The organism is Hymenobacter sp. 5317J-9 (assembly GCF_022921075.1).
Classification (GTDB): domain Bacteria; phylum Bacteroidota; class Bacteroidia; order Cytophagales; family Hymenobacteraceae; genus Hymenobacter.
This window is the reverse complement of record NZ_CP095050.1, coordinates 5,222,801-5,245,419: the sequence shown is the minus strand read 5'-3', so window position 1 is coordinate 5,245,419 and position 22,619 is coordinate 5,222,801. Positions and strand designations below refer to the sequence as shown.

At 62.9% G+C, this 22,619-nt stretch carries 18 protein-coding genes and 1 pseudogene; 8 read left to right on the top strand and 11 right to left on the bottom strand.

Going from position 1 to position 22,619, the window contains the following annotated elements; genetic code table 11:
- Nucleotides 1-153: 153 nt before the first annotated feature.
- From MUN81_RS22020 to MUN81_RS22010, 3 genes are all read left to right on the top strand, one after another.
- A complete protein-coding gene (locus MUN81_RS22020) occupies nt 154-1,296 on the top strand; it encodes an efflux RND transporter periplasmic adaptor subunit (RefSeq protein ID WP_245114352.1) in 1,143 nt (380 codons plus the stop codon).
- Between the two features lie 55 nt (nt 1,297-1,351).
- Nucleotides 1,352-4,840: an efflux RND transporter permease subunit gene (locus MUN81_RS22015; RefSeq protein ID WP_245114349.1), complete on the top strand. Its 3,489-nt coding sequence runs from the start codon at nt 1,352-1,354 to the stop codon at nt 4,838-4,840.
- Between the two features lie 129 nt (nt 4,841-4,969).
- Nucleotides 4,970-5,236: an acyl carrier protein gene (locus tag MUN81_RS22010; protein WP_245114346.1), complete on the top strand. Its 267-nt coding sequence runs from the start codon at nt 4,970-4,972 to the stop codon at nt 5,234-5,236.
- Nucleotides 5,237-5,735: 499 nt separating this feature from the next.
- Here MUN81_RS22010 and MUN81_RS22005 read toward each other — a convergent pair.
- The 3 genes and pseudogenes from MUN81_RS22005 to MUN81_RS21995 all read right to left on the bottom strand — a co-directional run.
- Nucleotides 5,736-5,837, bottom strand: a pseudogene (locus tag MUN81_RS22005) (DUF1232 domain-containing protein); the annotation flags it as partial.
- A 506-nt stretch (nt 5,838-6,343) separates the two neighbouring features.
- Entirely contained in the window at nt 6,344-7,528 is a 1,185-nt protein-coding gene (locus MUN81_RS22000; protein ID WP_245114343.1) for a serine protease, read from the bottom strand.
- Between the two features lie 81 nt (nt 7,529-7,609).
- Nucleotides 7,610-8,188, bottom strand: coding sequence for a sigma-70 family RNA polymerase sigma factor (locus tag MUN81_RS21995; protein ID WP_348533151.1), 579 nt, complete (start codon nt 8,186-8,188; stop codon nt 7,610-7,612).
- A gap of 164 nt (nt 8,189-8,352) precedes the next feature.
- Between MUN81_RS21995 and MUN81_RS21990 the strand changes: the two genes are divergently transcribed.
- The gene (locus MUN81_RS21990) at nt 8,353-8,625 is read left to right on the top strand and encodes a hypothetical protein (protein ID WP_245114331.1); all 273 of its coding nucleotides are present in this window, start codon (nt 8,353-8,355) and stop codon (nt 8,623-8,625) included.
- Nucleotides 8,626-8,758: 133 nt separating this feature from the next.
- On the opposite strand, the gene MUN81_RS21985 is transcribed toward MUN81_RS21990, so the two are convergent.
- Entirely contained in the window at nt 8,759-9,799 is a 1,041-nt protein-coding gene (locus MUN81_RS21985; protein ID WP_245114328.1) for a hypothetical protein, read from the bottom strand.
- A 276-nt stretch (nt 9,800-10,075) separates the two neighbouring features.
- On the opposite strand from MUN81_RS21985, the gene MUN81_RS21980 reads away from it, so the two are divergent.
- Nucleotides 10,076-10,513, top strand: a complete 438-nt coding sequence (locus tag MUN81_RS21980; RefSeq protein WP_245114326.1) for a carboxypeptidase-like regulatory domain-containing protein — start codon at nt 10,076-10,078, stop codon at nt 10,511-10,513.
- Nucleotides 10,514-10,526: 13 nt separating this feature from the next.
- Here MUN81_RS21980 and MUN81_RS21975 read toward each other — a convergent pair whose 3' ends face one another.
- Nucleotides 10,527-11,843 (bottom strand): AAA family ATPase, encoded by a 1,317-nt coding sequence (locus MUN81_RS21975; RefSeq protein WP_280638244.1) that lies wholly within the window; start codon nt 11,841-11,843, stop codon nt 10,527-10,529.
- Between the two features lie 119 nt (nt 11,844-11,962).
- Entirely contained in the window at nt 11,963-12,802 is an 840-nt protein-coding gene (locus MUN81_RS21970) for a hypothetical protein (protein WP_245114322.1), read from the bottom strand.
- A 158-nt stretch (nt 12,803-12,960) separates the two neighbouring features.
- Between MUN81_RS21970 and MUN81_RS21965 the strand changes: the two genes are divergently transcribed.
- The 3 genes from MUN81_RS21965 to MUN81_RS21955 all read left to right on the top strand — a co-directional run bounded on the left by MUN81_RS21965 (nt 12,961) and on the right by MUN81_RS21955 (nt 17,265).
- Nucleotides 12,961-13,935: a 2-oxoglutarate and iron-dependent oxygenase domain-containing protein gene (locus MUN81_RS21965; RefSeq protein ID WP_245114319.1), complete on the top strand. Its 975-nt coding sequence runs from the start codon at nt 12,961-12,963 to the stop codon at nt 13,933-13,935.
- A gap of 123 nt (nt 13,936-14,058) precedes the next feature.
- Complete coding sequence (gene chrA, locus MUN81_RS21960; RefSeq protein ID WP_245114317.1) at nt 14,059-15,366, top strand: chromate efflux transporter; 1,308 nt, start codon at nt 14,059-14,061, stop codon at nt 15,364-15,366.
- A 141-nt stretch (nt 15,367-15,507) separates the two neighbouring features.
- Nucleotides 15,508-17,265 (top strand): hypothetical protein, encoded by a 1,758-nt coding sequence (locus MUN81_RS21955; protein ID WP_245114315.1) that lies wholly within the window; start codon nt 15,508-15,510, stop codon nt 17,263-17,265.
- A 157-nt stretch (nt 17,266-17,422) separates the two neighbouring features.
- Here the strand turns inward: MUN81_RS21955 and MUN81_RS21950 are convergent, their stop codons facing one another.
- The 5 genes from MUN81_RS21950 to MUN81_RS21930 form a co-directional block, all read right to left on the bottom strand.
- Complete coding sequence (locus tag MUN81_RS21950; RefSeq protein WP_245114313.1) at nt 17,423-18,790, bottom strand: lysophospholipid acyltransferase family protein; 1,368 nt, start codon at nt 18,788-18,790, stop codon at nt 17,423-17,425.
- A 69-nt stretch (nt 18,791-18,859) separates the two neighbouring features.
- A complete protein-coding gene (locus MUN81_RS21945; protein ID WP_245114310.1) occupies nt 18,860-19,780 on the bottom strand; it encodes a response regulator transcription factor in 921 nt (306 codons plus the stop codon).
- A gap of 32 nt (nt 19,781-19,812) precedes the next feature.
- On the bottom strand, nt 19,813-20,688 hold the full coding sequence (locus tag MUN81_RS21940) for a hypothetical protein (protein ID WP_245114309.1): 876 nt from the start codon (nt 20,686-20,688) through the stop codon (nt 19,813-19,815).
- 57 nt (nt 20,689-20,745) lie between these two features.
- A complete protein-coding gene (locus MUN81_RS21935; RefSeq protein ID WP_245114306.1) occupies nt 20,746-21,741 on the bottom strand; it encodes an aldo/keto reductase in 996 nt (331 codons plus the stop codon).
- Between the two features lie 165 nt (nt 21,742-21,906).
- A complete protein-coding gene (locus MUN81_RS21930; RefSeq protein ID WP_245114305.1) occupies nt 21,907-22,419 on the bottom strand; it encodes a DUF6799 domain-containing protein in 513 nt (170 codons plus the stop codon).
- Nucleotides 22,420-22,619: the final 200 nt, after the last annotated feature.

Here is a 22,619-nt window from a genome sequence, read left to right as displayed (position 1 = left end):
GAGCGAAGCGGAGCGCAGTCGAAGCATCTCTACCGCGCAAGCATCTCATTTACTACTGCGGTAGAGATGCTTCGACTGCGCTCCGCTTCGCTCAGCATGACGGTTTGATGAGTTGTTCAAATTCCTAATAAACTCCGAAATACCCGCTTCCCCATGCGTTTCAACCCAACCCAACCCGCCACGCTGTTCCTCGCCAGCACCTTGCTTTTGGCTTCGTGCGGCGGCAACAAAGACCCCAAAGCCGAGCTGGCCAAGCTGAAGAAGGAGCAGGCCGCCACGCAAGCCAAAATTGCCGACCTGGAAGCCAAAACCGGCGCCGGGGCCGACGCCGCGGCCGCCAACATCACGCCCGTGTCGGTGATGAATGTGCAGCCCGAAAGCTTCAAGAGCTTCCTCGAAGTGCAGGGCCGCGTCGATTTCGACCAGAACGCCACCGTGGGCGCCCGTGCCGCCGGCACGCTCACCAGCATCCGCGTGCAGCGCGGCGACCAGGTGCGCAAAGGCCAGGTGCTGGCCACCGTGGATGCCTCGGTGCTTGACGCCAGCATTGCCGAGCTGCGCACCCGCATGGACCTGGCCAAGACGGTGTACGAAAAGCAAGCCGGCCTGTGGAAGCAGCAGATTGGCACCGAAATTCAGTACTTGCAAGCCAAAAACAATTACGAAGCCCTGCAGCGCAACCTGGCCACCCTCAACCAGCAACGCTCGCTCTATAGCGTGGTGGCGCCGTTCTCGGGCTCCGTGGACGAGGTGTTGCCCAAGCTGGGCGAAGTGACGGCCCCCGGCGCGCCGGTGGTGCGCCTGACCAGCGGCTCGGGTGGCAAAATTCTGGCCGACGTGTCGGAAGCCTACGGCAACAGCATCAAGGCCGGCGATAACGCCGTGGTGACCATTCCGGACCTGGGCGGCGAGGAAATCCCCGCCACGGTGCGCGTGGTGAGCCGCGGCATCAACGCCACCAGCCGCACCTTCACGGTGGAGCTGCGCCTGAAAGGCAACCAGGCCGCCAACCTGCGCCCCAACATGGTGGCCACGGTGCGCATCCAGAACTACGACCGCCAGAACGCCACCGTCATTCCGGTGGACCTGGTGCAGAAAGACGAACAGAACAGCTACGTGTACGTGGTGGGCCAGGAAGGCGGCAAGGCCGTGGCCAAGAAGCGCGTCATCAAAACGGGCAACGCCTACAACGGCAAGATTGAAGTGACCAGCGGCCTGCAAAACGGCGACCAGGTGATTTCGGCCGGCTACCAGAATTTGAACGAGGGCCAGGCGGTGAGCGTCGCCAAAGCCTAACGCAGCCTTTCCGGCGGCATTTCCTCCCGCTTTTACCTAGCACCCTAGAAAAGCTATGCAAGATTTAGAAAAAGAGTTTGGGCCGACCAGTTGGTCCATCAACAACAAAACCAGCATCTACATCATCACGGTGCTGCTGTGCGTGGCGGGGATTTTTGCCTACATCAAGCTGGGCAAGGAGAAATTCCCCGACATCGTGATTCCGCGCATCATCGTGGCCACGGTGTACCCCGGCACCTCGCCGGCCGACATCGAGAACCTGGTGACGCGCCAGCTCGAAAAGGAGATTAAGAGCGTGAACGGGGTGAAGAAAATCAACTCCACCTCCAACCAGGACTATTGCATCGTGGACGTGGAGTTCAACTCCGGCGTCGACGTGCAGTACGCCAAGCAGCTCATCAAGGACGCCGTAGACAAGGCCGCCACCGAGCTGCCCAACGACCTGCCCACGGCCCCCACGGTGAAGGAGATTAACATCTCGGAGCAGCCCATTATGTACGTCAACCTGAGCGGCAACCTGCCCGCCGCCCAGCTCAAAAAGTACGCCGACGACTTCCAGGACAAGATTGAGGCCTTGCCCGAAATCACCCGCGTCGACATCATCGGCGCCCTCGACCAGCAGGTGAACGTGGACGTGGACCTGAACAAGCTGCGCGCCTCGCGCCTGGGCTTTTCGGACATTTCGCGCGCCATTGGCGGCGAAAACCTGACCGTGTCGGGCGGCTCCATCGACGTGGGCCAGCAGAAGCGCGCCGTGCGCGTGGCCGGCCAGTACGTGCGGGCCGAAGACATTGCCGATATTCAGGTGAAGAACCTCAACGGCGCGGCCGTGCGCCTCGGCGACATCGCCACCGTGACGGACGGCTTCAAGGACCGCGAAAGCTTTGCCCGCCTCGACGGCCGCCCTGCCATCACCCTGAACGTGGTGAAGCGCCAGGGCGAAAACCTGATTGACGCCTCCGACAAAATCAAGGCATTGGTGAAGGAAACGGAGAAAACCCTGCCCAAAGAGCTGAAGATTACCATCACCGGCGACACCTCGAACGACACCCGCGTGACCCTGCACGACCTCATCAACACCATCATCATCGGTTTCCTGCTCGTGACGTTCATCCTGATGTTCTTCATGGGCACCACCAACGCCATGTTCGTGGGCTTGTCGGTGCCGATTTCGATGTTCCTGGCCTTCCTCATCATCCCGGGCTTCGACTTCTCGCTGAACATGATTGTGCTCTTCGCCTTCCTGCTGGCGCTGGGCATCGTGGTCGACGACGCCATTGTGGTGATTGAAAACACCCACCGCCTGCTGCATGAGCACCCCGACCTGAGCACCAAGAAAGCGGCCAAATTCGCCGCTGGCGAAGTATTCGTGCCCGTATTGGCCGGTACGCTCACCACGGTGGCACCCTTTGTGCCGCTCATGTTCTGGCCCGGCATCGTGGGCTCGTTCATGTACTACCTGCCGGTTACGCTCATTATCACGCTCATGTCGTCGCTGGTGGTGGCCTTCATCATGAACCCGGTGTTTGCCGTGAGCTTCATGAACCGCGAAGAGCATTTCGAGGAAGACCTGCACAGCAGACCTAAAGCCACCCGCGGCTTCCTCATTACCATGGCCGTGCTGGTGGGCCTGGGCATTCTGTTCAACCTCACGGCCATGGGCAAAACGCCCGATGTTGGCCCCGATGGCGAAGTCTCTGGACTGCTGGGCCACTTCCTCGGCAACCTGTGCCTGGCCCTGGCCGCCTTCATTGCCCTCGACCGCTTCGTGCTGGTGAAGATGATTGCCTGGTTCCAGACGCGCGCCCTGCCACGCTTCCAGAACGGCTACGCCAACCTAGTACGCTGGGCCATCGGCCACCCGGCCCTCGTGATGGTGGGCGTGCTGGTGCTGTTCATCGGCTCGTTTGTGGCCGTGGGCATCCGCGGCCCCAAAGTGGACTTCTTCCCCAAAGGCGACCCCAAGTTCATCTACACCTACCTGCGCATGCCCGTGGGCACCCGCGTGGAAGTGACCGACTCGGTGACGCAGATACTGGAAAACCGTATCTACGGCGTCATCGGCCGCAACAACCCCGACGTGGAATCGGTGATTACCAACGTGGCCATCGGCGCCGGCGACCCCAGCGAGGCCACGGCTTCGGGCGTGTCGCAGTCGCACATGGGCAAGGTGGGCGTTGCCTTCAAAGAGCTGAGCGACCGCAAAGGCCCCGCCACCAGCACCTACATGGATAAAATCCGGGAAGTGGTGAAAGGTATTCCCGGCGCCGAAGTATCGGTAGACCAGGAAGCCAGCGGCCCGCCCCAGCAGAAGCCCATCGCCATCGAGGTGAGCGGCGACGACTACCCGGCCCTGGCCAAGCTCTCCAAGAAAGTGGAGCGCTACGTGGACTCGCTGCGCATTGGCGGCATCGAAGACCTGCGCTCCAACTTGGAGGACCGCAACCCGGAAATTGCCGTCAACATCGACCGCACCCGCGCCAACCGCGAGGGCATCAGCACCGGCCAGATTGGCCTGGAAGTCCGCACCGCCATCTACGGTTCGGAAGCCAGCAAATTCAAAACCGCCGACGACGAATACCCCATTCAGGTGCGCTACGCCCAGCCCTACCGCTCCGACGTGGACGCCATCGTAAACGCCCCGCTCACCTTCCGCGACGCCACCGGCCAGGTGCGCCAGGTGCCCATTTCGGCCATTGCCGACGTGAGCTACGGCAGCACCTACGGCGGCATCAAGCGCAAAGACACCAAGCGCATCATCACCATATCGTCCAACGTGCTCAACGGTTTCACCGGCCCCGACGTGGCCGCCCAGGTGAAGCAGGCCCTCAAGTCCTTCCCCGTGCCCGCCGGCTACAACATCAAGATGGGCGGCGCTGAAGAAGACCAGAAGGAAACCACCGACTTCCTGCCGCTGGCCGGTCTGGGCGCCCTGGCGCTCATCTTCCTCATTCTCGTCACGCAGTTCAACTCGTTCAGCAAGCCGGTCATCATCCTCTCCGAAGTGCTGTTCTCGATTGCGGGCGTGTTCTGGGGCCTGGCCATCACCGGCATGAACGTCAGCATCGTGATGACGGGCGTGGGCATCATCGCCTTGGCCGGCATCGTGGTGAAGAACGGCATTCTGCTGGTCGAATTCACCGACATCCTGCGCTCGCAGGGCATGCCGTTGCGCGAAGCCATCGTGCTGGCCGGCCGCACCCGCCTCAACCCCGTCATTCTGACGGCCACGGCCGCCACGCTGGGCCTCATCCCGCTGGCCATCGGCCTCAACATCGACTTCTACGAGCTGTTCGCTTCCGGCAACCCCCACTTCTTCATCGGTGGCGAGTCGGTAACGTTCTGGGGCCCGCTGGCCTGGACCATCATTTTCGGTCTGGTGTTCGCCACGGGCATCACGCTGCTGGTGGTGCCGGTGATGTACCTGCTGAGCGAAACGCTCAAAGGAAAAATTTCCGGAAAAAATCCCGACCAGCTTGCAACCAATTCCGAAGAGGTGGACTCTGAGGAAGTACAGGCGGCCCGGCCGCCTGTACTAGCCTAACTTTTTCTGCGTTGTCGGTGCCCGTCGGTCGGTTTTTGTTGCAGCACTAACCACTTCATCCCACCCCGACGGGCACCTCGCGCAGTTGCGCTGGTCGCCCTCGCCTCACCGTTTTTTTTCGCAACTATTATGTACGTATCCACCACTAGCCCCGCCCATACCGCCACCCTCGAGCAGCAGGTATTCCGCATCATCAGCAAGCGCAAAGCCATTCGGGCCAGCCGTGTGCGCAAAACCGCCAGCCTCGCCCGCGACCTGCGCTTCGACACTGTCGATGTTGTCGACATCATCCTGGAGCTGGAGCGCAACTTCAGCATCACCATCCCCGACGAGGTGCCCCTCAACACCGTGGGCGACTTCGTGCGCTACGTGCGCGAGCACGCCGCCGCCGCCTAGGGCTGGTGCCCAAGCTATTCTTGCTATAGTTGCTATGAAATAAAAAGGCCCTGGAACTGCTGTTCCGGGGCCTTTTTATTGTTTGTTCGATTTAGCGCACGTTGCCGCCGCTGTCGAGGCTGCCGGCGTCGCTCGCGTTGCGGCTGCCTTCCCAGGTGCGCACCGTGGCGCCACTGGTGGGGCCGGTGGGCTGCACGTCATCGCCGGCTTCGTGCACCGGGCGTGGGCTGCTGCTCTCGGGCGAACCCAGGCCCGAATCGGTGTTGGACTCGCGCTGTGGCGACGTGGCAGCGGCCCCAGAATGCGTGCCGTGCTGCTTGGCCGACTCGCGCTCGGGCTGCAGGCGGTCGGCATCGGCCGTGGGGCCGCCCATAGAGGCCGCTGCTTGCTCAGCCGCGGCTTTGTCGCTGTTGTCGCCAGCCGCCGCCAAGGCCGGGCGGGTCAGCTCCCACTCGTGAAACCGGTCCATCTCGTGCTTGAGCGTGGTCGAGAACCAGGCCACCAGCGCCACGTCGTCGAGCAGGCCCAGCACCGGAATGAAGTCCGGAATCAGGTCAATTGGGCTCAGGAAATAGATGAGCACGGCCACGGCCGCCGCCACCGTAGTGCCGGGCACGCCCGTGTATTCCCCCGAAATCGACGCTTTGATGAGCCGGAACATGGTCTGGAGGGTTTCCCAGGCTTCGTGTGCCAACGTGCCTACTTCGTTCTTTTGGCTGGCCTTTTGGTATGCGTCCGTTAGCAGCTTTTTCATGCGCGTGGGCTGCTTGATGTAGCCTTCGGCGGTGCTGAGAAACTTCTTGAAAACGGCCGAGCCGGCCACGTCATTACCGGTAGGTGGGGTTTGCTGATTTTGAGCCACGGAGTGCGGAGTTAAGAAAGACAAAGGAGAACGGACAAACGCAGTTTATCCTGGCCTGAATACTGCATTTACCCATTCAAGGTTATCGAAACCAAGCCCGGCGAGGCACCGGACCACCAAAGGTCGAGTAATTGTATTGATAAATATAAATAATCAATTTGAATTATGCAATATGAAAACAGCCCCGTTTCTCGCAAGAAACAGGGCTGCTGTAAGTTGGCATCCGACGGTGCTGGTGGGCGGTGCTATTCTTTTTCGTACACCTTCACCACAAACACGTAGTCCTGCAGCTTCTTTAGCTGCTGTGGGCGGCCCGAGCCAGCCAACTGGCCGTAGCGGGGCAGGTGGTAGGGGGCGTCGGCCTTGGCCGTAGCGGCCAGCGAATCGACCAGCCGCACCAGGTACGACGACTTGGTGGCGAAGGCGGCGCTCTGCGCGTCGTTCTGGCGGCCGCTCACCACGCCAATCAGGTTGCCGCGCTCGTCCAGCAGCGGGCCGCCCGAGTTGCCGGGGTTCACCGGGATGCTCACCTGGTAGAAGGCCGTGTCGCCCTCGAAGCCCGAGCGGGCGCTCAGCGAGCCCTCGCCGTACACAACGTCTTCGCGCGGGTAGCCCAGTGTGAAGACCCGCTCGCCGAGGTCGGCCTGTCCGGCCTTCACGGCGTAGGGCAGGCGGCCGAAGCCGGTAAATTTCTTGTCCGTAATGCGCAGGATGGCCAGGTCGTGCTTCACGTCTGAATACACCGGCTCGGCGTGGAAGCGCTGGCGGTTTTTGCCTTCAATCAGCAGCGAATCAGCACCTTGAATGACGTGGTAGCTCGTTACCAGATAGCCTTCCGAAGTCAGCGCAAACCCGGTGCCGACTTTGCCCGCCTTGTTGCTCGGCACTGCCGGTGTGCTGATGGCCCCTATCTGATTGATGGTGCGCGAAAGGTCTTTCTGCTTGTTTTTGAGTTTATCAACCTCGCGGCTCAGCACCAGGTAGCCGTACATGGATGGCTTCGTTTTGGCCGTCTGCCACATCTGCAGTCCCAGCAGCGTGGCAAACACGGCCATCACGGCTACCGAGGCGGCCACGCCCACCGTGGCGCGGTGCCCGCTCCAGAACTCGCGCAGGCGGCGCTCGGTGCGCGAAATGCGCAGCATCGGGTTCACGGTGTGCGTCAGCGTGGCGGGCTGCTCGGCGATGGGCGCTTCGGCCGGAGCCTCGGCCGCCAGCATGGCGGCGTGCAGGCCGCGCAGCTGCTTGCGAACGGTCTGGCGCTGGCGGTAGGCGCGCAGCGTGCCGGTCAGCTCGGTAAAGTCGGCGTAGCGCAGGGCAAAGTCCGGGTCGGCGGCCATGCGCGCTTCGAGGCTGGCACGGGCAGGCCCGGCCAGCTCGCCGTCGGCGTAGGCTTCAAATAAGGCGTAATAGTCTGCTTCAGTCATCATGGGTAAAAGCCGCGGGGTGGGCGCCGGCAGCGGTAAGCGAATGGGATGTTCTGCGGGCGGTTTGTCCGCAGCTAGCAATAATCAGATAGGCTCTTCTTTATAATGGGCAAAAAACAACTTTTTCAAACGCACGAGGCACTTATACTTCTGGTTTTTAGCATTATCGGCGTTTGTGTAGCCGAATTCTGCCGTCAGGTCCTGCATCGATTTGTCGAGCAGGTAGAAGCCTTCCAAGAGCGAACGACAGGGCTCCCCCAGGTGGTTCAGGGCCTCGCTCATGGTATTGAAGCGGCGGTCCTGTTCCTCGGCGGCCAGCACATCTTCCTCGGCCCCCGTGTTGAGGTAGGGGCCGTGCTCCTCGTCGTCGAGCAGGCGCACGCCGAAGCGGCTTTTGCTCGTGAGGCGTTTCAGCCACAGGCGGCGGCACACGGCGTAGAGGTAGGTTTTAATCTGGCAGCTCAGCTCCAGGGAACCGTCGCATACTTTTTCATAAAACACCATCACGCCCTCCTGGTACACGTCCTGGGCGTCGTCTTCGGAGCCGCTGTTTTGCAGCACGAAATGCGACACCATGGGCCAGTGCAGCCGGTAGAGGTGGGCCAGCGCCCGCTCATCGCCGCTGCGAATGGCGGCAATGAGCGCGTCGTCGGTAGGAGTCAAAGAAGAGGAAGTTGGATTGCCCCTGCTCATTCACTTTGGTTGTTAATACGGCCGCGGGCAGCAAGTAACCCGACGAAAAAATATTTTTCTGGCCCGGGTTACCTTTTCAGGAAGGCGGGATAAAGGGCGTTTTTAAGTTAACCCACTTTCAAAATTACCCTAAAATGAACAACCTGTTTAAAGTTGCTGCTCTGGGCCTCGCCCTCACCGCTGGTCTGACCTCTTGCGAGTCGAAGTCGACCGAGTCGACCACCGTTGAGACTCCTGCCGCTGGCACCGAGACCACGACCACCACTACCACCACCGACACCACCGCTATGGCTCCCGCTGCTGACGCAACGGCTCCCGCCACCACGGACGCTGCTGCTCCCGCTGCTGGCACGGACGCTGCTGCTCCCGCTACCACCACCACCACGACCACCGAAGAGAAGAAGTAATTGGCCGCTGGCCTCGCGCCAGCATCCAATCTTCCCGATTCATAAAACAGCCCGGACGCAAGTTCGGGCTGTTTTTTTGTGTTTAGTGGGCTGCCCCGCCGTGTTTTCTGGCCGCGGACCCGGCCGCGGCTTTTTATTCAACCAGCCGTAGCAAATCGGCGGCAATGCCGGGCCAGGGCTGGTGCAGGTTGAGGGTGACGACGCGCACGGGGTGGCCGCCCAGGGTGTAGCGCACGTCCACGGCCTGAGCGGCCGCCGGGTAAAGGAGCATGCCCTCCAGCGCCTGGCCGGGGGCCGGCTGCTGGTTTTGCAGGTAGGCGTAGAGCTGATAAAGGTGCGGCGCAATGAGGCGCTGCCGGTCGTAGCGCGGGCGCAGGGCCGCGGCGTAGTACTTGGTGTCGAGGATAATTTTGCGGTCGGGCGCGTCGAGCGTGGTATCGGTGAGCATGGTGGGCAGCAGGTTCAGGTCGTCGGGCTGGCTGGCTTCGGCCTGCCAGGCAATGGTTTCGGCATACACGCGGTAGCGACGCTGCTCGCGCCGAAAGAAATTGCGCGTGAACTGCTCAAACAGACGCGCCATAAGCCCCTCGTCGCGCCGAAAATCGGCGAAACGGCTGCGGCCGCCCGTCGTGGGTTCGGGCAGGGCTGTGAGCCACACCAGCTCGCACACGTGCAGCAGAAACGCTTGCTGACCATCGAGCCGCTGCCGGCGCAGCTCGCGAAAAGTGGCGGCGGTGGGCTGCGGTTCGGCCTTTGCTGCGGTGGGGCCGGGCAGGCGGTGCCGAAGCTGGCTCAGCTCGCGGCGCAGGGCCAGCGGCAGGTCGGCAGCAGTGGCCAGCTTGCCCAGCGTTAGCGCCAGCAGCCGCAGCAGCGGCGATGTGGCTTCCAGCTCATCGAAGGTGCAGAGGGCGCGGCCCCGGGCCAGCAGCCCCCGGCCCAGGCTAGGCGCCAGCTCGATGCGGCCGCGCAGGCTGGTCAGCTCGGCTTCTTGTTCCTCAAATGTGCGCGGCAGCCCTTGCTTCAGCAGGCGGCGGGTGCCGTGCAGCAGCACCTGCGCCAGCAGCCCCCATGGCCGCTGAAACGCCGCCGCCTCGGTGGCCTGCAGCACGGCCGGCTCGGGCAGCCGGTTCCAGGCGTAGCACAGGAAATAATAGAGGGTGGGCAGCGGTATCAAAGGCAGTGATGGCGTGGACGCGGAGCGGGACGGCTTACGGGAAGCGCAGCACAAAGGTGGGCCAGCGGTGCGCCTGCTGTCCCAGGCAATCTGTTTAGTCAAAGCAACTCGGCTCGTGTAAGCTGCGCACTACCGAAGCGCTGGTTGGCTTTCTTAAGGTCAGCCGCTGGGAAAACGGGGGTGTTTATCGGCCGAAAGCCGGGATTGAACGAAGCCAAAAAGGCTGGCTTAGGTGCCACAGTACCTTTGTATTGTTCAAATAAACACCCAATTGCCATGCGCCTGCTGCTTTCGTTTCTCGCTGCTTTCTTTTTCTACACCCTGTCGGCACCGGCGGCGCAGGCCCGGGAATTGACTCCCGATAGCAGCAAAGTAGCCCCGGCGCCCGTGAAGTCCCGGGCCACGGCCGCTGCAGCGACTAAAGCTACATCGGCCGCCACCGTGACCTTGATTGGCAAAATTATGGACGGCGCCCAAGCCCTGCCCGGCGCCGTAGTGGTGCTCACCGGCACTAATCAGATGACCGTTACCAATGCCGCCGGCGAATTTACCTTCGACGTGCCCGCCCACGCCGGACCCCTGCAGGCCACCGTTACCTACGCCGGCTACGCCGATGCCGCCGTGACGCTGAGCCCGGCCTTCAACGGCGCCACCATCGGCGTGTGCAAAGTGCGGCCGGCAGCGCTTGCCCCCACCAAAAGTCACCTGCGCTAGGCGTTAATTTGCTTTAGGCTAGTAGCTTGCGAAATTGGGCTGCCGCAATGGCGGGCTGCTCGCGCCAGTAGTCGGCTAGTAGCGGGCCTATCTCCTGTTCCAGAACCAGCCGGAGCCACGCTTCGGCTGGTTCTTTTTTGGGCGGCTGACAGAAGTAGCTGTGGCCAATCTCGAAATCGGGACCCAGCTCGGGGTCGTCGGCAATGGTTTGGTTGAGGGCCGTCATGCGGGTGCACAGCCGCTCGATGAGCGGGGCGGGCACGCCCTGGGCCGCCAAGTAGGCCCGCAACGGCTCGCCAAACTGCGGCCGGAGCTGCACAAAGGCAAAGCGGCGGCGCAAGGCATAGTCAAGGGGGGCGAGCGAACGGTCAGCCAGGTTGAGCGTGCCAATGACGTACAGGTTGTCGGGCACGAAGAAGCGCGGCATTTCCGGCGGCGCGTAGGGCAGGCGTACCGCGTGGGCAGGGCCGCGCTTGTCGGCTTCGAGCAACAGCAACAGCTCGCCAAAAATGCGCGGCACGTTGCCGCGATTTACTTCATCAATCAGCAGGAAGTACGGACGGCTGGGGTCGGCCGCCGCCCGCTGGCACAGCAGGGGCAGCACCCCGGGCACCAGGTGGAAGCGGCCCTCGGCGTCGGGCCGGAAGCCCAGCATGAAGTCCTCGTAGCCGTAGCTGGGATGAAACTGCACCAGCTCCACGCGGCGCTCATCCTGAGCGCCCAGCAGCAGCCAGGCGAGCCGCCGCGCCAGAAATGTTTTGCCGGTGCCGGGCGGCCCTTGCAGCAGCAGGTTGCGCCGCCGCGCGAGTCCGGCCAGCGCCGCATCCAAGGTCGTGTCGTCGATGAACAACTCGGCCAGGGCATCGGCGCGGCTGTAGGCCGGTGGCGTATAGGGCGTGGCGGGTTCGGCCGCGAGGGTGGGGGCAGCCGGTTGAACAGCGGCAAGGGGCTCCGGGCCGTCTTTGGGCAAGCCGGTGTACAAGTCTTCGGCCTGCTGGCGGGCGGTTTCCTCGCCGTCGGGGCCCGAGCCGGAGGTGAGCACCGGCCGCCGGGTGCTGATGGTGAAGTCGAGGCTTTCGAGCAGGGCGTTGGTGGGGGCACCGGCGGCGCGGGGCCAGTGGGCGGCGGGGTTGCCGGTGGCCAGGCGGTAGGCCAGCTCGGCCACGGCGCGCGGCGGGTAGCGCCGGCCCCGGTACACCAGCTCGTACACGGTGCCGGGCGGCAGCGCCCGGCCCTCGCGGGCCACCTGGCGCAGGGCCCGCAGCACCTGCTCGCGGGTGAGCAAGGGCGCAGCGGTGGGGGCAGCAGAGTCGGGAGGGGCAGCGGGCATGGCGGGCAAGGTAGAACCGGGACAACAAACGGCCGGAATCAAAAAAGTCTCTTGGGCGAGCCAAGAGACTTTTTGAAAAGCATAACGAAGAAATAACGGCATTACTGCCGCGGTGCGCCTTAGGGGGCTACCGTGAACTTGCGCGTAACCGAGTTGTACGGGCCGGGAATGAGGGTGCCGCTGCTGTCCACCAGCTCCAGCTTCACGGTGTTTTCGCCGGCGGGCAGGCCTTCCATCATGTAGGGCATCCACTTGTCGAGCATGAACTCGGTGCCGTTGATGGTGGCGCGCACGCGGTTGCCGCCGGGCTCCAAGGTGGTGTTCACGAGGTAAAAGTCCAGCATGATGCGCTTGGCATCGGCGCCGGAATAAGTGTCTTTCGGACGGCTGTAGAACAGGTTGGGGCCGTTCACGTTGATGATGGGCGTGGCGGGCGCCGCGGCGTTGCCCACGTTGATGACGCGCAGGTCGTAGGCACCGCGGTGCTTGAGGCTCTCGTGGTAGGAGCGCGAGAGGAACGACAGCACCACGTGCTGGCCGTCGGGAATGGCCTTGCTGAAGCTGGTTTCGTAGTGGGCGGTGTAGGGCTCGTTGTCCACAATGTTGTGAATGTGCTGGCCCTTCATCGAGTTAGCCATTTCGGCCATGTGCGGGCCGCCGCTCATCTTGGTGAGCTGGAAGTTGGTAATCTGGTAGTTGAAGGGCACTTCGCCGCTGGGCACCGTGGAGTTGGCGATGGGGCTGCGCAGCTGCATTTGCGCCTCGGGGAACTTGGGCGAGTCGCCGAACGGGGTCAGGCGGATGCCGTTGGACTCCATGCTTTCGCCGCTGGTACGAGCACCGGTGGTTGCGGTGTTGCCGGCCGAGGCGCTCACGTCAGTCGTCGGCTTGCTCGTTTCGCAACTGGCGAGGACGGCCAGGGTGAGGGTGCTGCTCAGCAGCCAGAATGGAGTTTTCATATGATAAAAAAGACGCAAAAGAGGTGGTAGTGGTTTTACTGAAAGGAACCTGCCGGACCCCGGCTGTGGCCGGACCAACGCCCGGTACAAGGTTTTGATTAACTTGCGGCGTTACCCACCGGTGGGCTTACAAGCCCCAAAGTAAACCTAATTTTCCCATGCAAGACCAACTTCTTGACCAAATTCCCTCGCTCGACCTCGCCGACTTCCGTTCCGGCGACCCCGAGCGCAAGGCCCGCTTCGTGCAGCAGCTCGGCGAGGCCTACCAAAACATCGGTTTCGTAGCCCTGAAAAACCACGGCCTCAACGACGAGCAGACCAAACAATTGTACGCCGACGTGCAGGCTTTCTTCCAGCTGCCCGACGAAGCCAAGCAGCGCTACGAAAAACCCGAGCTGGCCGGTCAGCGCGGCTACATCAGCAAGGGCAAGGAGCACGCCAAGGGCCGCAACACCGGCGACCTGAAGGAATTTTACCACGTGGGCCAGGAGGTGCAGGACGATGACCCCATCAAAAACGAGTACCCCGACAACATCTGGCCCGAGGAGCTGAGCACCTTCCGCGGCACCGCCCTCACCACCTACCGCACCCTCGAAAGCGCTGGCAAAGACGTGCTGCGCGCCATTGCCCTGTACCTGCACCTGCCCGAGAATTATTTCGACGACAAGGTGAAAAACGGCAACAGCATTCTGCGTCCCATCCACTACTTCCCCATCGAAAACCCCGACGAGGTGCCCCAGGATGCCGTGCGCGCCGCCGAACACGGCGACATCAACCTGATTACCCTGCTGATGGGCGCCAGCGCCGACGGCCTGCAGGTGAAGCGCCGCGACGGCAAGTGGATTCCCATCACGGCCCTGCCCGACCAGATTGTGGTGAACGTGGGCGACATGCTCCAGCGCCTCACCAACGGCGTGCTGAAGTCCACCATTCACCGCGTGGTGAACCCGCCCCGTGAGAAAATGAACACTTCGCGCTACAGCATCCCGTTCTTCATGCACCCGCGCTCCGAAATGAGCCTGGCCGCCCTGGAGCACTGCGTGACGCCCGACAACCCCAAGAAGGAGGCCGACATCACGGCCGGCGAGTTCCTCAATGAGCGCCTGATTGAGCTGGGCCTGAAAAAGAAGTAAGGTTTTCAGCGCATAAAACCGAACGTCATGCTGAGCGCAGCCGAAGCATCTCTACCGCACAAGTAATCCAATTACTGCTGCACGCGAGATGCTTCGGCTGCGCTCAGCATGACGTTCTTGATTATGGCAGTTCCAACGCCACCGCACTCCGCCCCGCCACCGGCTACGCCCGTGTCGCTCACGCCTCCGCCGCGGCGCTCGGGCAAGCGGACGCGCCGGGTGCGGGGCATTATTTTTCTGAAAGACGTGGCCCTGCTAGCCTGCACGGCCTTTGGCGGGCCGCAGGCGCACCTGGCCATGTTTTTCCGGCTGCTGGTGGAGAAGCGCCGCTACATCAGCGCGGCCGAGCTGCTGGAACTGCAGGCCCTGTGCGCCCTGCTGCCGGGGCCTACGTCCACCCAAACCATCACCGTCATCGGCTTTCGGCTGGGCGGGCCCAATCTGGCCTACCTCACCCTGCTGGTGTGGATGACGCCCGCCGTCACGCTCATGACGCTGGCCGGCCTCACCCTCAGCCACCTCGACCCGGCCCGCGTGGCGGGACTGGTGCAATTTGTGCAGCCGGTGGCCGTGGGTTTCGTGGCCTTCTCGGCCTACAAGATTTCGGAAAAGGTCATTCACACCAAAACGGCGGTGGGGCTGATGGTGGCGGCCGCCATGCTGGCCTACTTTTTCCAGCTGCCCTGGATGCTGCCGCTGCTGTTGCTGGCCGGCGGCGCCGTGACCACGGTGCGCTACCGCAAGCACGCCATCATTCAGGAGAAAAAGCCTCTGCGCATTGAATGGGCCAATTTCTTTCTGTGGTTTGGCACGCTGGCGGGGGCGGCCGTGCTGGGGCACTACACGCGCCTGCTGCCGGTGCGGCTGTTCGAAAATTTCTACCGCAACGGCTCGCTGGTGTTTGGGGGCGGGCAGGTGCTGGCCCCGCTGCTCTACGCCGAATTTGTGGAGTTCAAGCACTACCTCACCGGGCCGGAGTTTCTGTCGGGGCTGGGGCTGGTGCAGGCCATGCCAGGGCCCAATTTTTCGGTGGCGGCCTACATCGGGGCGCTGGCCATGCGGCCCATGGGCGGCAGCAGCATGCAGATACTGGGGGCGCTGGTGGGCGTGGCGGGCATTTTTTTGCCGGGCACGTTCCTCATCTTCTTCGTCATCCGGTTCTGGGACCGGCTGCGGCAGTACCGCGTGGTACAGGCCTCGCTGGAAGGCATCAACGCCGTGAGCGCGGGGCTGGTGTGCGCGGCCACGTTCCTGCTCTACCACCCGCTGCCGTACCGGCTGCTGGACTTGCCATTTCACCTCGGGCCGATAGATTCGCTGCCGCTGAACCCGCTGCTGGTGGGCACCACGTTTCTGCTCCTGCTGTGGGAGAAGGTGCCGAGTGTGGCCATCATTGCCGTGGCCCTGCTGGCGGGGGCAGTGCTGGGGTAGGAGGGGTGCAAGGCTCGTTTTGTCCGTGCCAGCACGGACGGAAATATGCCCGCCAGTACGGATTGCCGGGGGTAAAACAGAAGGGTTCTTTTGTGAAGGCCGCTGCGTTGGCTCTTCACGTCACCTTTTTCTGTTCATCCCATGAAACCCCTCGCCTTTGGGCGCTGGCTGCCGGCTGCTGCCGTGGCGGCTGCGCTGCTCCCCGCCCCGCTGCTGGCCCAGAAGCTGGCCATCGAGAAAACCCACGACGTATCGGGCAAGGCCAAGCGCGGCTTCCTCGACGACGTGAAAATTGACGAGCCGGCCAACAAGGTAGACCTCGTGTTCTGCACCAAAGCCAACAACCGCAAGGTGAAGTTTGAGACCTATCATTTTGATAAGCAATTCAACTTCAAGGGCGTGGACGAAAGCGAAGAGCCCATGGAAAAGGTGAAGCGCTACAAGGGCGACCTCTACGATGTGCTGGGCGTAACCGTGGAACCCAACATGATGGGCACGCTGGTGCTGCGCCGCAAGCAGGTGCACTACAAGTGGGACTGGGTGTGGGGCGGCTACAACAAGAAGGTCGAAATTCTGGAAAAGGTGAAGCCCCGCGGCGACAACGGCGCCTATTACCAGTACCTCACCCACGCCGACTACGACCAGACCGGCACCGTGGTCGTCCTCACCTCCGTGAAGGACAAGCTGGGCAAGGGCATGGACCCCATGAAGATGTATAAGGAGTTCCACGTCCTCAAATTCAACAAAGACCTGGAACTGGTGAGCGACACGCCGCTGAATTTTGAAAAGCCCATGAGTGTGGTGGAAGCCAAAAAGCTGGACCCGCAGGGCGACCGCGACGAGGACGCCGACGACAGCGCCGACCCCGAATACGACCTGGGTTTCGTGTTTGCGCCTTCGCCGGCCGGGGACAAAAAGAACGCCGACGCGCCCACCAACTACGCTTTCGTGCGGGTGGGGGCCGACACCAAGGAGCGCGAGCGGGTGGCCCTGGCCTCGCCCAACGGCGCCTGGCTGGTGAACGGCATGGCCCAGAGCGCCGATGGCACGCTGTCCATCTTCGGCCCTGCCAACGACAAGGCCGACGAGTACTTCGCCAAATACATTCCTTCGCTGGTGGCCAACGGCGGCACCCGCGAGCCGGAAGAAGAGAATTTCAAAGCCAAAAACTTCCAGCTGGCCCAGATAAAAGGCGGTGCGGTGCGCTACCTCACCAGCACGCCGATTGACGATTTTGAGAAGAAGCTACAAACCCCGCCCGCCCAAAAGCGCACGCCCGAATACACCGGCAAACGCTTCAAGGTGACGGGCGGCACGGTGCTGCCCAACGGTGACCTGCTCATTCAGGGCCAAGCTTTTAAGTTTGAGCGCAAGGGTCTGGGACTGGGCGCCCAGAAAACGGCGTCGAGCGGCGGCGGGCTGGCTGGGGGACTCATGAGCCTGGCCGGCAAAGGCGGCACCACCATGAGCAGCAGCGAAAACCTGAAGGACTACCGCGACGTGATGATGTTCCACTTCGACCCGCAGGGCCAGCTGCGCGCCCAATACGGTGTGCGCCGCCAGGAAAACAACAAGTTCAGCGAGCAAAACCCTAACGAGCAGCACACCTACCTCGGGCAAGATGGCCGCAGCGTGTACTGGATGATAGGCGAAATCACGGGTGTGCGCGAAATGGGCGGCATGGAGTCGGGCACGGCCAAGGTGCTGTATTACCCCGCCGTGGCCAAAATCGACCTGGCTTCGGCCAAGCTCAGCAACTTCGCCAAATTCGGCAGCGAGCAGTACTTCCTAAACAACTCGATGCCGCAACTGCCCATGGGCGGCAAAAATAGCATCGTGTACTTCGGCGAAAACCGCAGCGGCAAAACCATGTGGTTTGGGCAGATGCCGCTGGAGTAAGGAAGGGAAAGGGCGTCGTCGGGTGTAAAAGAACGTCATGCTGAGCGCAGCCGAAGCATCTCGCGTGTGGTAGTAACTCAATCGATTGGATTACTGCTGCACGCGAGATGCTTCGGCTGCGCTCAGCATGACGTTCCTATTGACTGTTGGCCAATTCTCACGCCTCCACGCGCCGCGCCAGATACTCTGCCCGCGCTTCTTCCAGCTGCCGTAGCAGCTCGGCGCGCCGGGCCAGCAGGTCCTGGCCCACGGCGGGCTGGCTGCGGAACAGGCGCAGGGCGCGCAGGCGGTCTAGGCGCGGGGCGAGTTTGTTCCAGTAGCTGAGGGCGTAGAAGCCGGTGAGTGGCAGGCTGAGCACGTAGAGGGCCGTGAGCCGCCAGTCGTGCGTGAGCCAGTGCTGCACGGCGGCGGCTTGCAGCGCATACGCCAGCGGAAACGTGAGCATGCCCACCACCAGCATGATGGGCGCTACAAACGCAATGTCGTCGGTGGCGCGCTTGGCTATCATCGACGGCAGGATGTAGGGCAGGTAGTTATTGACGAGCCCATAGAGCCACACCGGCGCGCCAAGCACCAGGTTGAGCAGGCCGGTCACGGTGCCACGGCGCTGGCCCTCCACGGCCTCGTCGGTGAGGCGGTGGCGGCGCAGCTCGGCCAGGTAGGCCTGGAACTGCAGGCGCATGGCCACCAGCCGCGTGGGCGCGTGCTGCTCAAACCAAGCCAGCGCCTGCAGCAGCGTCTGGCTGAGCTGAAAGTTGTCGTAGAGCGTGTCGGGGTTGTCGTCGGGGTTGAGGTGGTCGCCGAAAGTGCGCTCCACCTGCTGCACAAACTCGTCCTCGGCCGCGTCGCGCGTGATGACCAGGCGCCGCTCCAGCGCCTCCCGAATGGCGTCGGTGAGCTGGTCGGCGGCGGCTTCGGGGTCTTGGGCGTAGGCGGCGGCGTAGTCGGCCACGAGGATGGGCGGGGCCACGTTCAGCAGCACATCGGAGCGGAAGCGGGCGGGGTCGAAGTAGTTGGTGGCAATGGGTATCACCTTCAGGCCCAGCGTGAAATTGTGGCGGGCTTCGGCGCCCAGCGCAATGCGGGCGGCCCCGGTTTTGAGGGGGCGCAGGCGGCGCTCGGTCACGCTGGTGCCCTCCGGGAAAATCATGATGGTGCCGCACCGGTCTAGGTAGTCGTAGCAGCGGCCGAAGCTGGCCTCGTTCTGGGCGGCCAGCTGCTCGGGCGTGGCGGGCGCGGCGCCGCTGTCGGCGTCCTGCCGCCGGTAGATGGGAATGGAGTTGCCCGACTCCATGATGGCCCGAATGACGGGATTCTTGAAAAACGTGCTCTTGGCCAGAAACGCCACCGGCTGCCGCGTGTGGATGGCCGTGAGCAACGGGTCCATGAGCGTGTTGGGGTGGTTGCCGGCGAAGAGCAGCGGGCCGGGCAGGTTGAGGCGTTCGCGGTGCCGCACCTCCATGCGCCGGAAAAACACCCGCAGGGCCACCTGCACCAGCGGTTTCATCACAGTGTAGAAAAGCATGAGCGGGAATACGTAAGGCCTGCGAAGGTAGCCGTAAGCTCCGCATTCCGCCGCCGCCCCGCCGCGGCCCTACTGCGCCGAAAACCGGAAGGCCGCCGGCGTCAGTCCGGTCTTGCTTTTGAAGAGGCGCGTGAAGTACTGCGGGTACTCAAACCCCAGCTGGAAAGCTGCCTCGTTCACGGTAAGAGAGGTGGTGAGCAGCAGGCGTTTGGCCTTCTCGATGAGGGCGTGGTGCAGGTGCTGCTGGGTGCTCTGGCCGGTGAGGGTGCGCAGCATGTCGCCGAGATAGGCCGGCGACACGTGCAGGGTATCGGCGAAGTGCTGCACGGTGGGCAGCGGCCGTTCTCCCTCCCGCGCAAAATACTCCGTCACCAAGGCCTCGAAGCGGCTGAGCAGGTCGTGCTCGGGCGTGCGCCGCGTCAGGAACTGGCGGTGGTAAAAGCGGTTGGCGTAGCTCAGCAGCAGGTCGAGCTGCGAAATGAGCACGTCCTGGCTAAAAGCGTCGATGGGTTGCTCGTATTCGGCTTTGATGTTGCGAAGCAGGCCATCCAGCACCGCTTCTTCTTTGGCGGAAAGGTGCAGGGCCTCGTGCACCTCATAGGAGAAAAAGTTGTAGGTCAGAATTTTCCTGGCCAGTGGGTACTTCGCCAGCAAATCGGGGTGGAAGACCAGCATCCAGCCGCTGATTTCCGACAAATCCAGCGTTTCGTCGATGGCAAACACCTGGCCCGGCGCCTGAAACCCCAGCACGCCCTCGCCAAAATCGTAGGACTGCCGGCCGTAGTGAATGGTGCCTTTCAGCCCTTTTTTCAGCCAGATGCTGTAGAGCTGCGGCACCACCGGCGTGCGGCCTTTGGGCGGGGCCTGCCCGCGCGACTCGCTCAGGTCCAGGATGGTGAGCAGGGGGTGCGCCGGCGCCGGCTTCCCACAAAAGCGGGTGTAGTCCGTAACGGTGTGTAGCACCTGAAACTCTTTGGTGGGCTGTTTCATCGGGTGTCGGGAAGCTGGTTAAACTGTTTGGCTCAGACTGTTTGGCTCAGAAAAGCCAGAATTTCCGGGTACAGCACGGCGTGAAACTGCAGCCGGTCGAATCCGGCCGGGTCCTGTGAAGGCGGAAACCCCGGGCTGACCCTCGCCGCCGGAAACGGACTCAAAAAGGAAAAGTGGCCGGCGTTGGGCACCACGCGGTGCGTGAGTCGCCTAGCGTCGGGCACGCCGTTGCGCACAATCTCGCCGTGGAAGCGCGTGAGGTGTTCGTCTCTTTCGGCTTCCAACAGCAGCATGGGCACCCGCACGCCGCTCAGCGCGCCGGGCGCCATGAACCAGGGCGTGGCCGGGGCCAGCAGCACCAAGGCCCGCACCCGCGCACCGGCCGGTACCGGAATGGGCTGTTGCTGCCAATCGGGCGAGTCCCGCGGCGTGGCGGTGGGCCGGCCGCCGGCCAGCGCCAGCGCGGTGTAGCCGCCCAGCGAGTGGCCAATGAGGCTTACCCCATCTGGCCGGAGCGCCCCGGCCAGCCCCGAGTCCTCGCTCAGGGCATCGATGGCCAGCTGCAGGTGGCGCGGCCGGGCCACCAAGTTCTGCGGAGTGCCGGCCCAGGCGTCGTTGTCGCGGTTGTTGAACGGGTGTTCCGGCAGGCCCACCACCCAGCCGTGGCGGGCCAGGTAGTGGGCCAGGTTCCGATGCACCAGCCCCGAACTGCCGGTGCCGTGCGAGAGCAGCACCACCGGAAACGTGCCGGCCGCTACGGGGGCTTCGTGCGCCACGTCCAAGGTGTAATGGCCCAGGGTTTCGGCCTGGCCGGCGGTGCGGCTCGGGTACAGCACCACCACTGGGAACGTGAGCGCCAGCTCGGCGTCCGTCACCTCAAGCCTGCGGTAGCCAACGAAATAGTCCATGCTGCATTTTTTGCGGGATATCCGGCCAAGTTCGCCATTCTGCCGCGGCCTGCGCGCCTAGAAACCCTCCGGATACGCCGCGCCCGCTTGGCTGCCCACGGGCATGATGGCTTCCAACTCGGCCAACTCGGCCGGGCTGAGCGTGAGGGTGGCGGCCGCTACGTTGGCCTCCAGGTAGTTGCGGCGCTTGGTGCCCGGAATGGCCACCACGCCCTGCGCTAGCGCCCAGGCCAGCGCAAGTTGCGCGGCCGTCACGTCTTTGGCCTCGGCCAGCGCCCGCAGCTTCTCCACCAGGGCCAGGTTTTTGTAGAAATTCTCGCCTTGGTAGCGCGGGAAAAAGCGGCGCGAGTCGTTCGGCTCAAAGTCGTCGGGGGTTTTGATTTCGCCCGACAAAAAGCCCCGGCCCAGCGGCGAGTAGCCCACGAAGCCGATGCCCATGTCGCGGGTGGCTTGCAGCACCCCGCTTTCTTCCACGCCGCGGTCGAAGAGCGAATACTCGGTTTGCAGGGCCGTGATGGGGTGCACGGCGTGGGCCCGGTGCAGGATGTCGGCCGGTACCTCGCTCAAACCCAGGTAGCGCACTTTGCCTTCTTCCACCAGCCGGCTCATGGCGCCCACGGTTTCCTCGATGGGCGTGGCGGGGTCCTGGCGGTGCAGGTAGTAGAGGTCTACGTAGTCGGTGCCCAGGTTGCGCAGCGAGCGTTCGATGCTTTTGCGCACGTAGTCGGGCCGGCCGTTGTAGCCGCCGGTCCAGGTTTCGGCGTCGTCGACTTCAAAGCCAAACTTGGTGGCCAGAATCACGTCGGCGCGGCGGCCGGCAATGGCCCGGCCCACCAGCCGCTCGTTCAGGGCGGGGCCGTAGAGGTCGGCCGTATCGAGCAGGTTCACGCCCAGCTCCAGGGCCCGGTGAATGGTGGCTACGCTTTCCACTTCGTCGGCCGCGCCATACACGCTCATGCCGTTGATGCCGGCCGTCATGCCCATGCAGCCCAGCCCTTCGATGGGGACGTGCAGGCCCTGGCTGCCCAGTGCGACGGTTTTAATATTGCTCATTGCGAATGAATTAAGGTTAGGTGTTTGACCATGACAAAGGTCCGGCCCCGGCCTGCCCACCGTGTTATACAAACCCGCGCTTCTGCAACACAAATTGCCCCAACGCAAACGCGCCGCCCCGCCCGAAGGCGAAGCGGCGCGCAGCCGGCTTCGGAAGCCACAACCTTAACGCTTGCGTTTCGCGGCCTTTTCCTTGGCTTTGATTTTTTCTTCTTCGCGCTTCAGCTTGGCTTTTTCCTTTTTTTCTCTGGCCTCCTCCATCTTCTTGCGCTTGCCGGGGTGCAGGGCGTCGTAGGAGGTGATTTTGGCGATGCTGTCGGCCTCCATGATGGCCCGGCGCGAGGTGACGCGGCCGCTCAGCGACACGTGGTCGCCTTCGTTGATTTGGGTGGTGGTGCCGTCCTTGGCCGTCACCAGGCCCGTGGTGCTGATGGTGGTGCCGTTGAGGAGCTGCTTGTCGGCCGTGAGCGGGTTGGTCACGCCGAGCTCGGTCAGGATGACGCGGCCTTTCTGCATGGTCAGGCCGTCTTTCACGCCTTCGCCGTTGGCGGCCAGTTTGGCCCGGGCGGGCACTGCGCCACCCGGCCGGCGGGGCGGCAATTTGGTTTGGGCCTGGGCCACACCGCTGTTCAAAACCAACAGAACAAGAGCGGCCCAAATGAGTTGCGAGTATTTCATGGAAAAATTAAAAATGAAATAATTTAAACAGTAGGATGAATCTCTATTAGAGCGCAAGTTACACAATATTTGACATTCAAATTCATCTTGGCTTAATGTACGAGTGCAAAAAGGTTGAGGATTCACTTAGTGGAAAATAGCCAACTTTTGACCAAAATTTCCGTTCAAAACCCCACCTTTCAATTTTGGTGCCCGTTTGC

What these genes read in the sequence shown, in the direction of transcription:
- MUN81_RS21950 (WP_245114313.1), bottom strand. Translation starts at nt 18,790, where the DNA reads ATGCTTTTCTACACTGTGATGAAACCGCTGGTGCAGGTGGCCCTGCGG.
- MUN81_RS22015 (WP_245114349.1), top strand. Translation starts at nt 1,352, where the DNA reads ATGCAAGATTTAGAAAAAGAGTTTGGGCCGACCAGTTGGTCCATCAAC.
- MUN81_RS21940 (WP_245114309.1), bottom strand. Translation starts at nt 20,688, where the DNA reads ATGGACTATTTCGTTGGCTACCGCAGGCTTGAGGTGACGGACGCCGAG.
- MUN81_RS22020 (WP_245114352.1), top strand. Translation starts at nt 154, where the DNA reads ATGCGTTTCAACCCAACCCAACCCGCCACGCTGTTCCTCGCCAGCACC.
- MUN81_RS21965 (WP_245114319.1), top strand. Translation starts at nt 12,961, where the DNA reads ATGCAAGACCAACTTCTTGACCAAATTCCCTCGCTCGACCTCGCCGAC.
- MUN81_RS22000 (WP_245114343.1), bottom strand. Translation starts at nt 7,528, where the DNA reads ATGATGACTGAAGCAGACTATTACGCCTTATTTGAAGCCTACGCCGAC.
- MUN81_RS21945 (WP_245114310.1), bottom strand. Translation starts at nt 19,780, where the DNA reads ATGAAACAGCCCACCAAAGAGTTTCAGGTGCTACACACCGTTACGGAC.
- MUN81_RS21955 (WP_245114315.1), top strand. Translation starts at nt 15,508, where the DNA reads ATGAAACCCCTCGCCTTTGGGCGCTGGCTGCCGGCTGCTGCCGTGGCG.
- MUN81_RS21990 (WP_245114331.1), top strand. Translation starts at nt 8,353, where the DNA reads ATGAACAACCTGTTTAAAGTTGCTGCTCTGGGCCTCGCCCTCACCGCT.
- MUN81_RS21930 (WP_245114305.1), bottom strand. Translation starts at nt 22,419, where the DNA reads ATGAAATACTCGCAACTCATTTGGGCCGCTCTTGTTCTGTTGGTTTTG.
- MUN81_RS21970 (WP_245114322.1), bottom strand. Translation starts at nt 12,802, where the DNA reads ATGAAAACTCCATTCTGGCTGCTGAGCAGCACCCTCACCCTGGCCGTC.
- MUN81_RS22010 (WP_245114346.1), top strand. Translation starts at nt 4,970, where the DNA reads ATGTACGTATCCACCACTAGCCCCGCCCATACCGCCACCCTCGAGCAG.
- MUN81_RS21980 (WP_245114326.1), top strand. Translation starts at nt 10,076, where the DNA reads ATGCGCCTGCTGCTTTCGTTTCTCGCTGCTTTCTTTTTCTACACCCTG.
- chrA (WP_245114317.1), top strand. Translation starts at nt 14,059, where the DNA reads ATGGCAGTTCCAACGCCACCGCACTCCGCCCCGCCACCGGCTACGCCC.
- MUN81_RS21975 (WP_280638244.1), bottom strand. Translation starts at nt 11,843, where the DNA reads ATGCCCGCTGCCCCTCCCGACTCTGCTGCCCCCACCGCTGCGCCCTTG.
- MUN81_RS21935 (WP_245114306.1), bottom strand. Translation starts at nt 21,741, where the DNA reads ATGAGCAATATTAAAACCGTCGCACTGGGCAGCCAGGGCCTGCACGTC.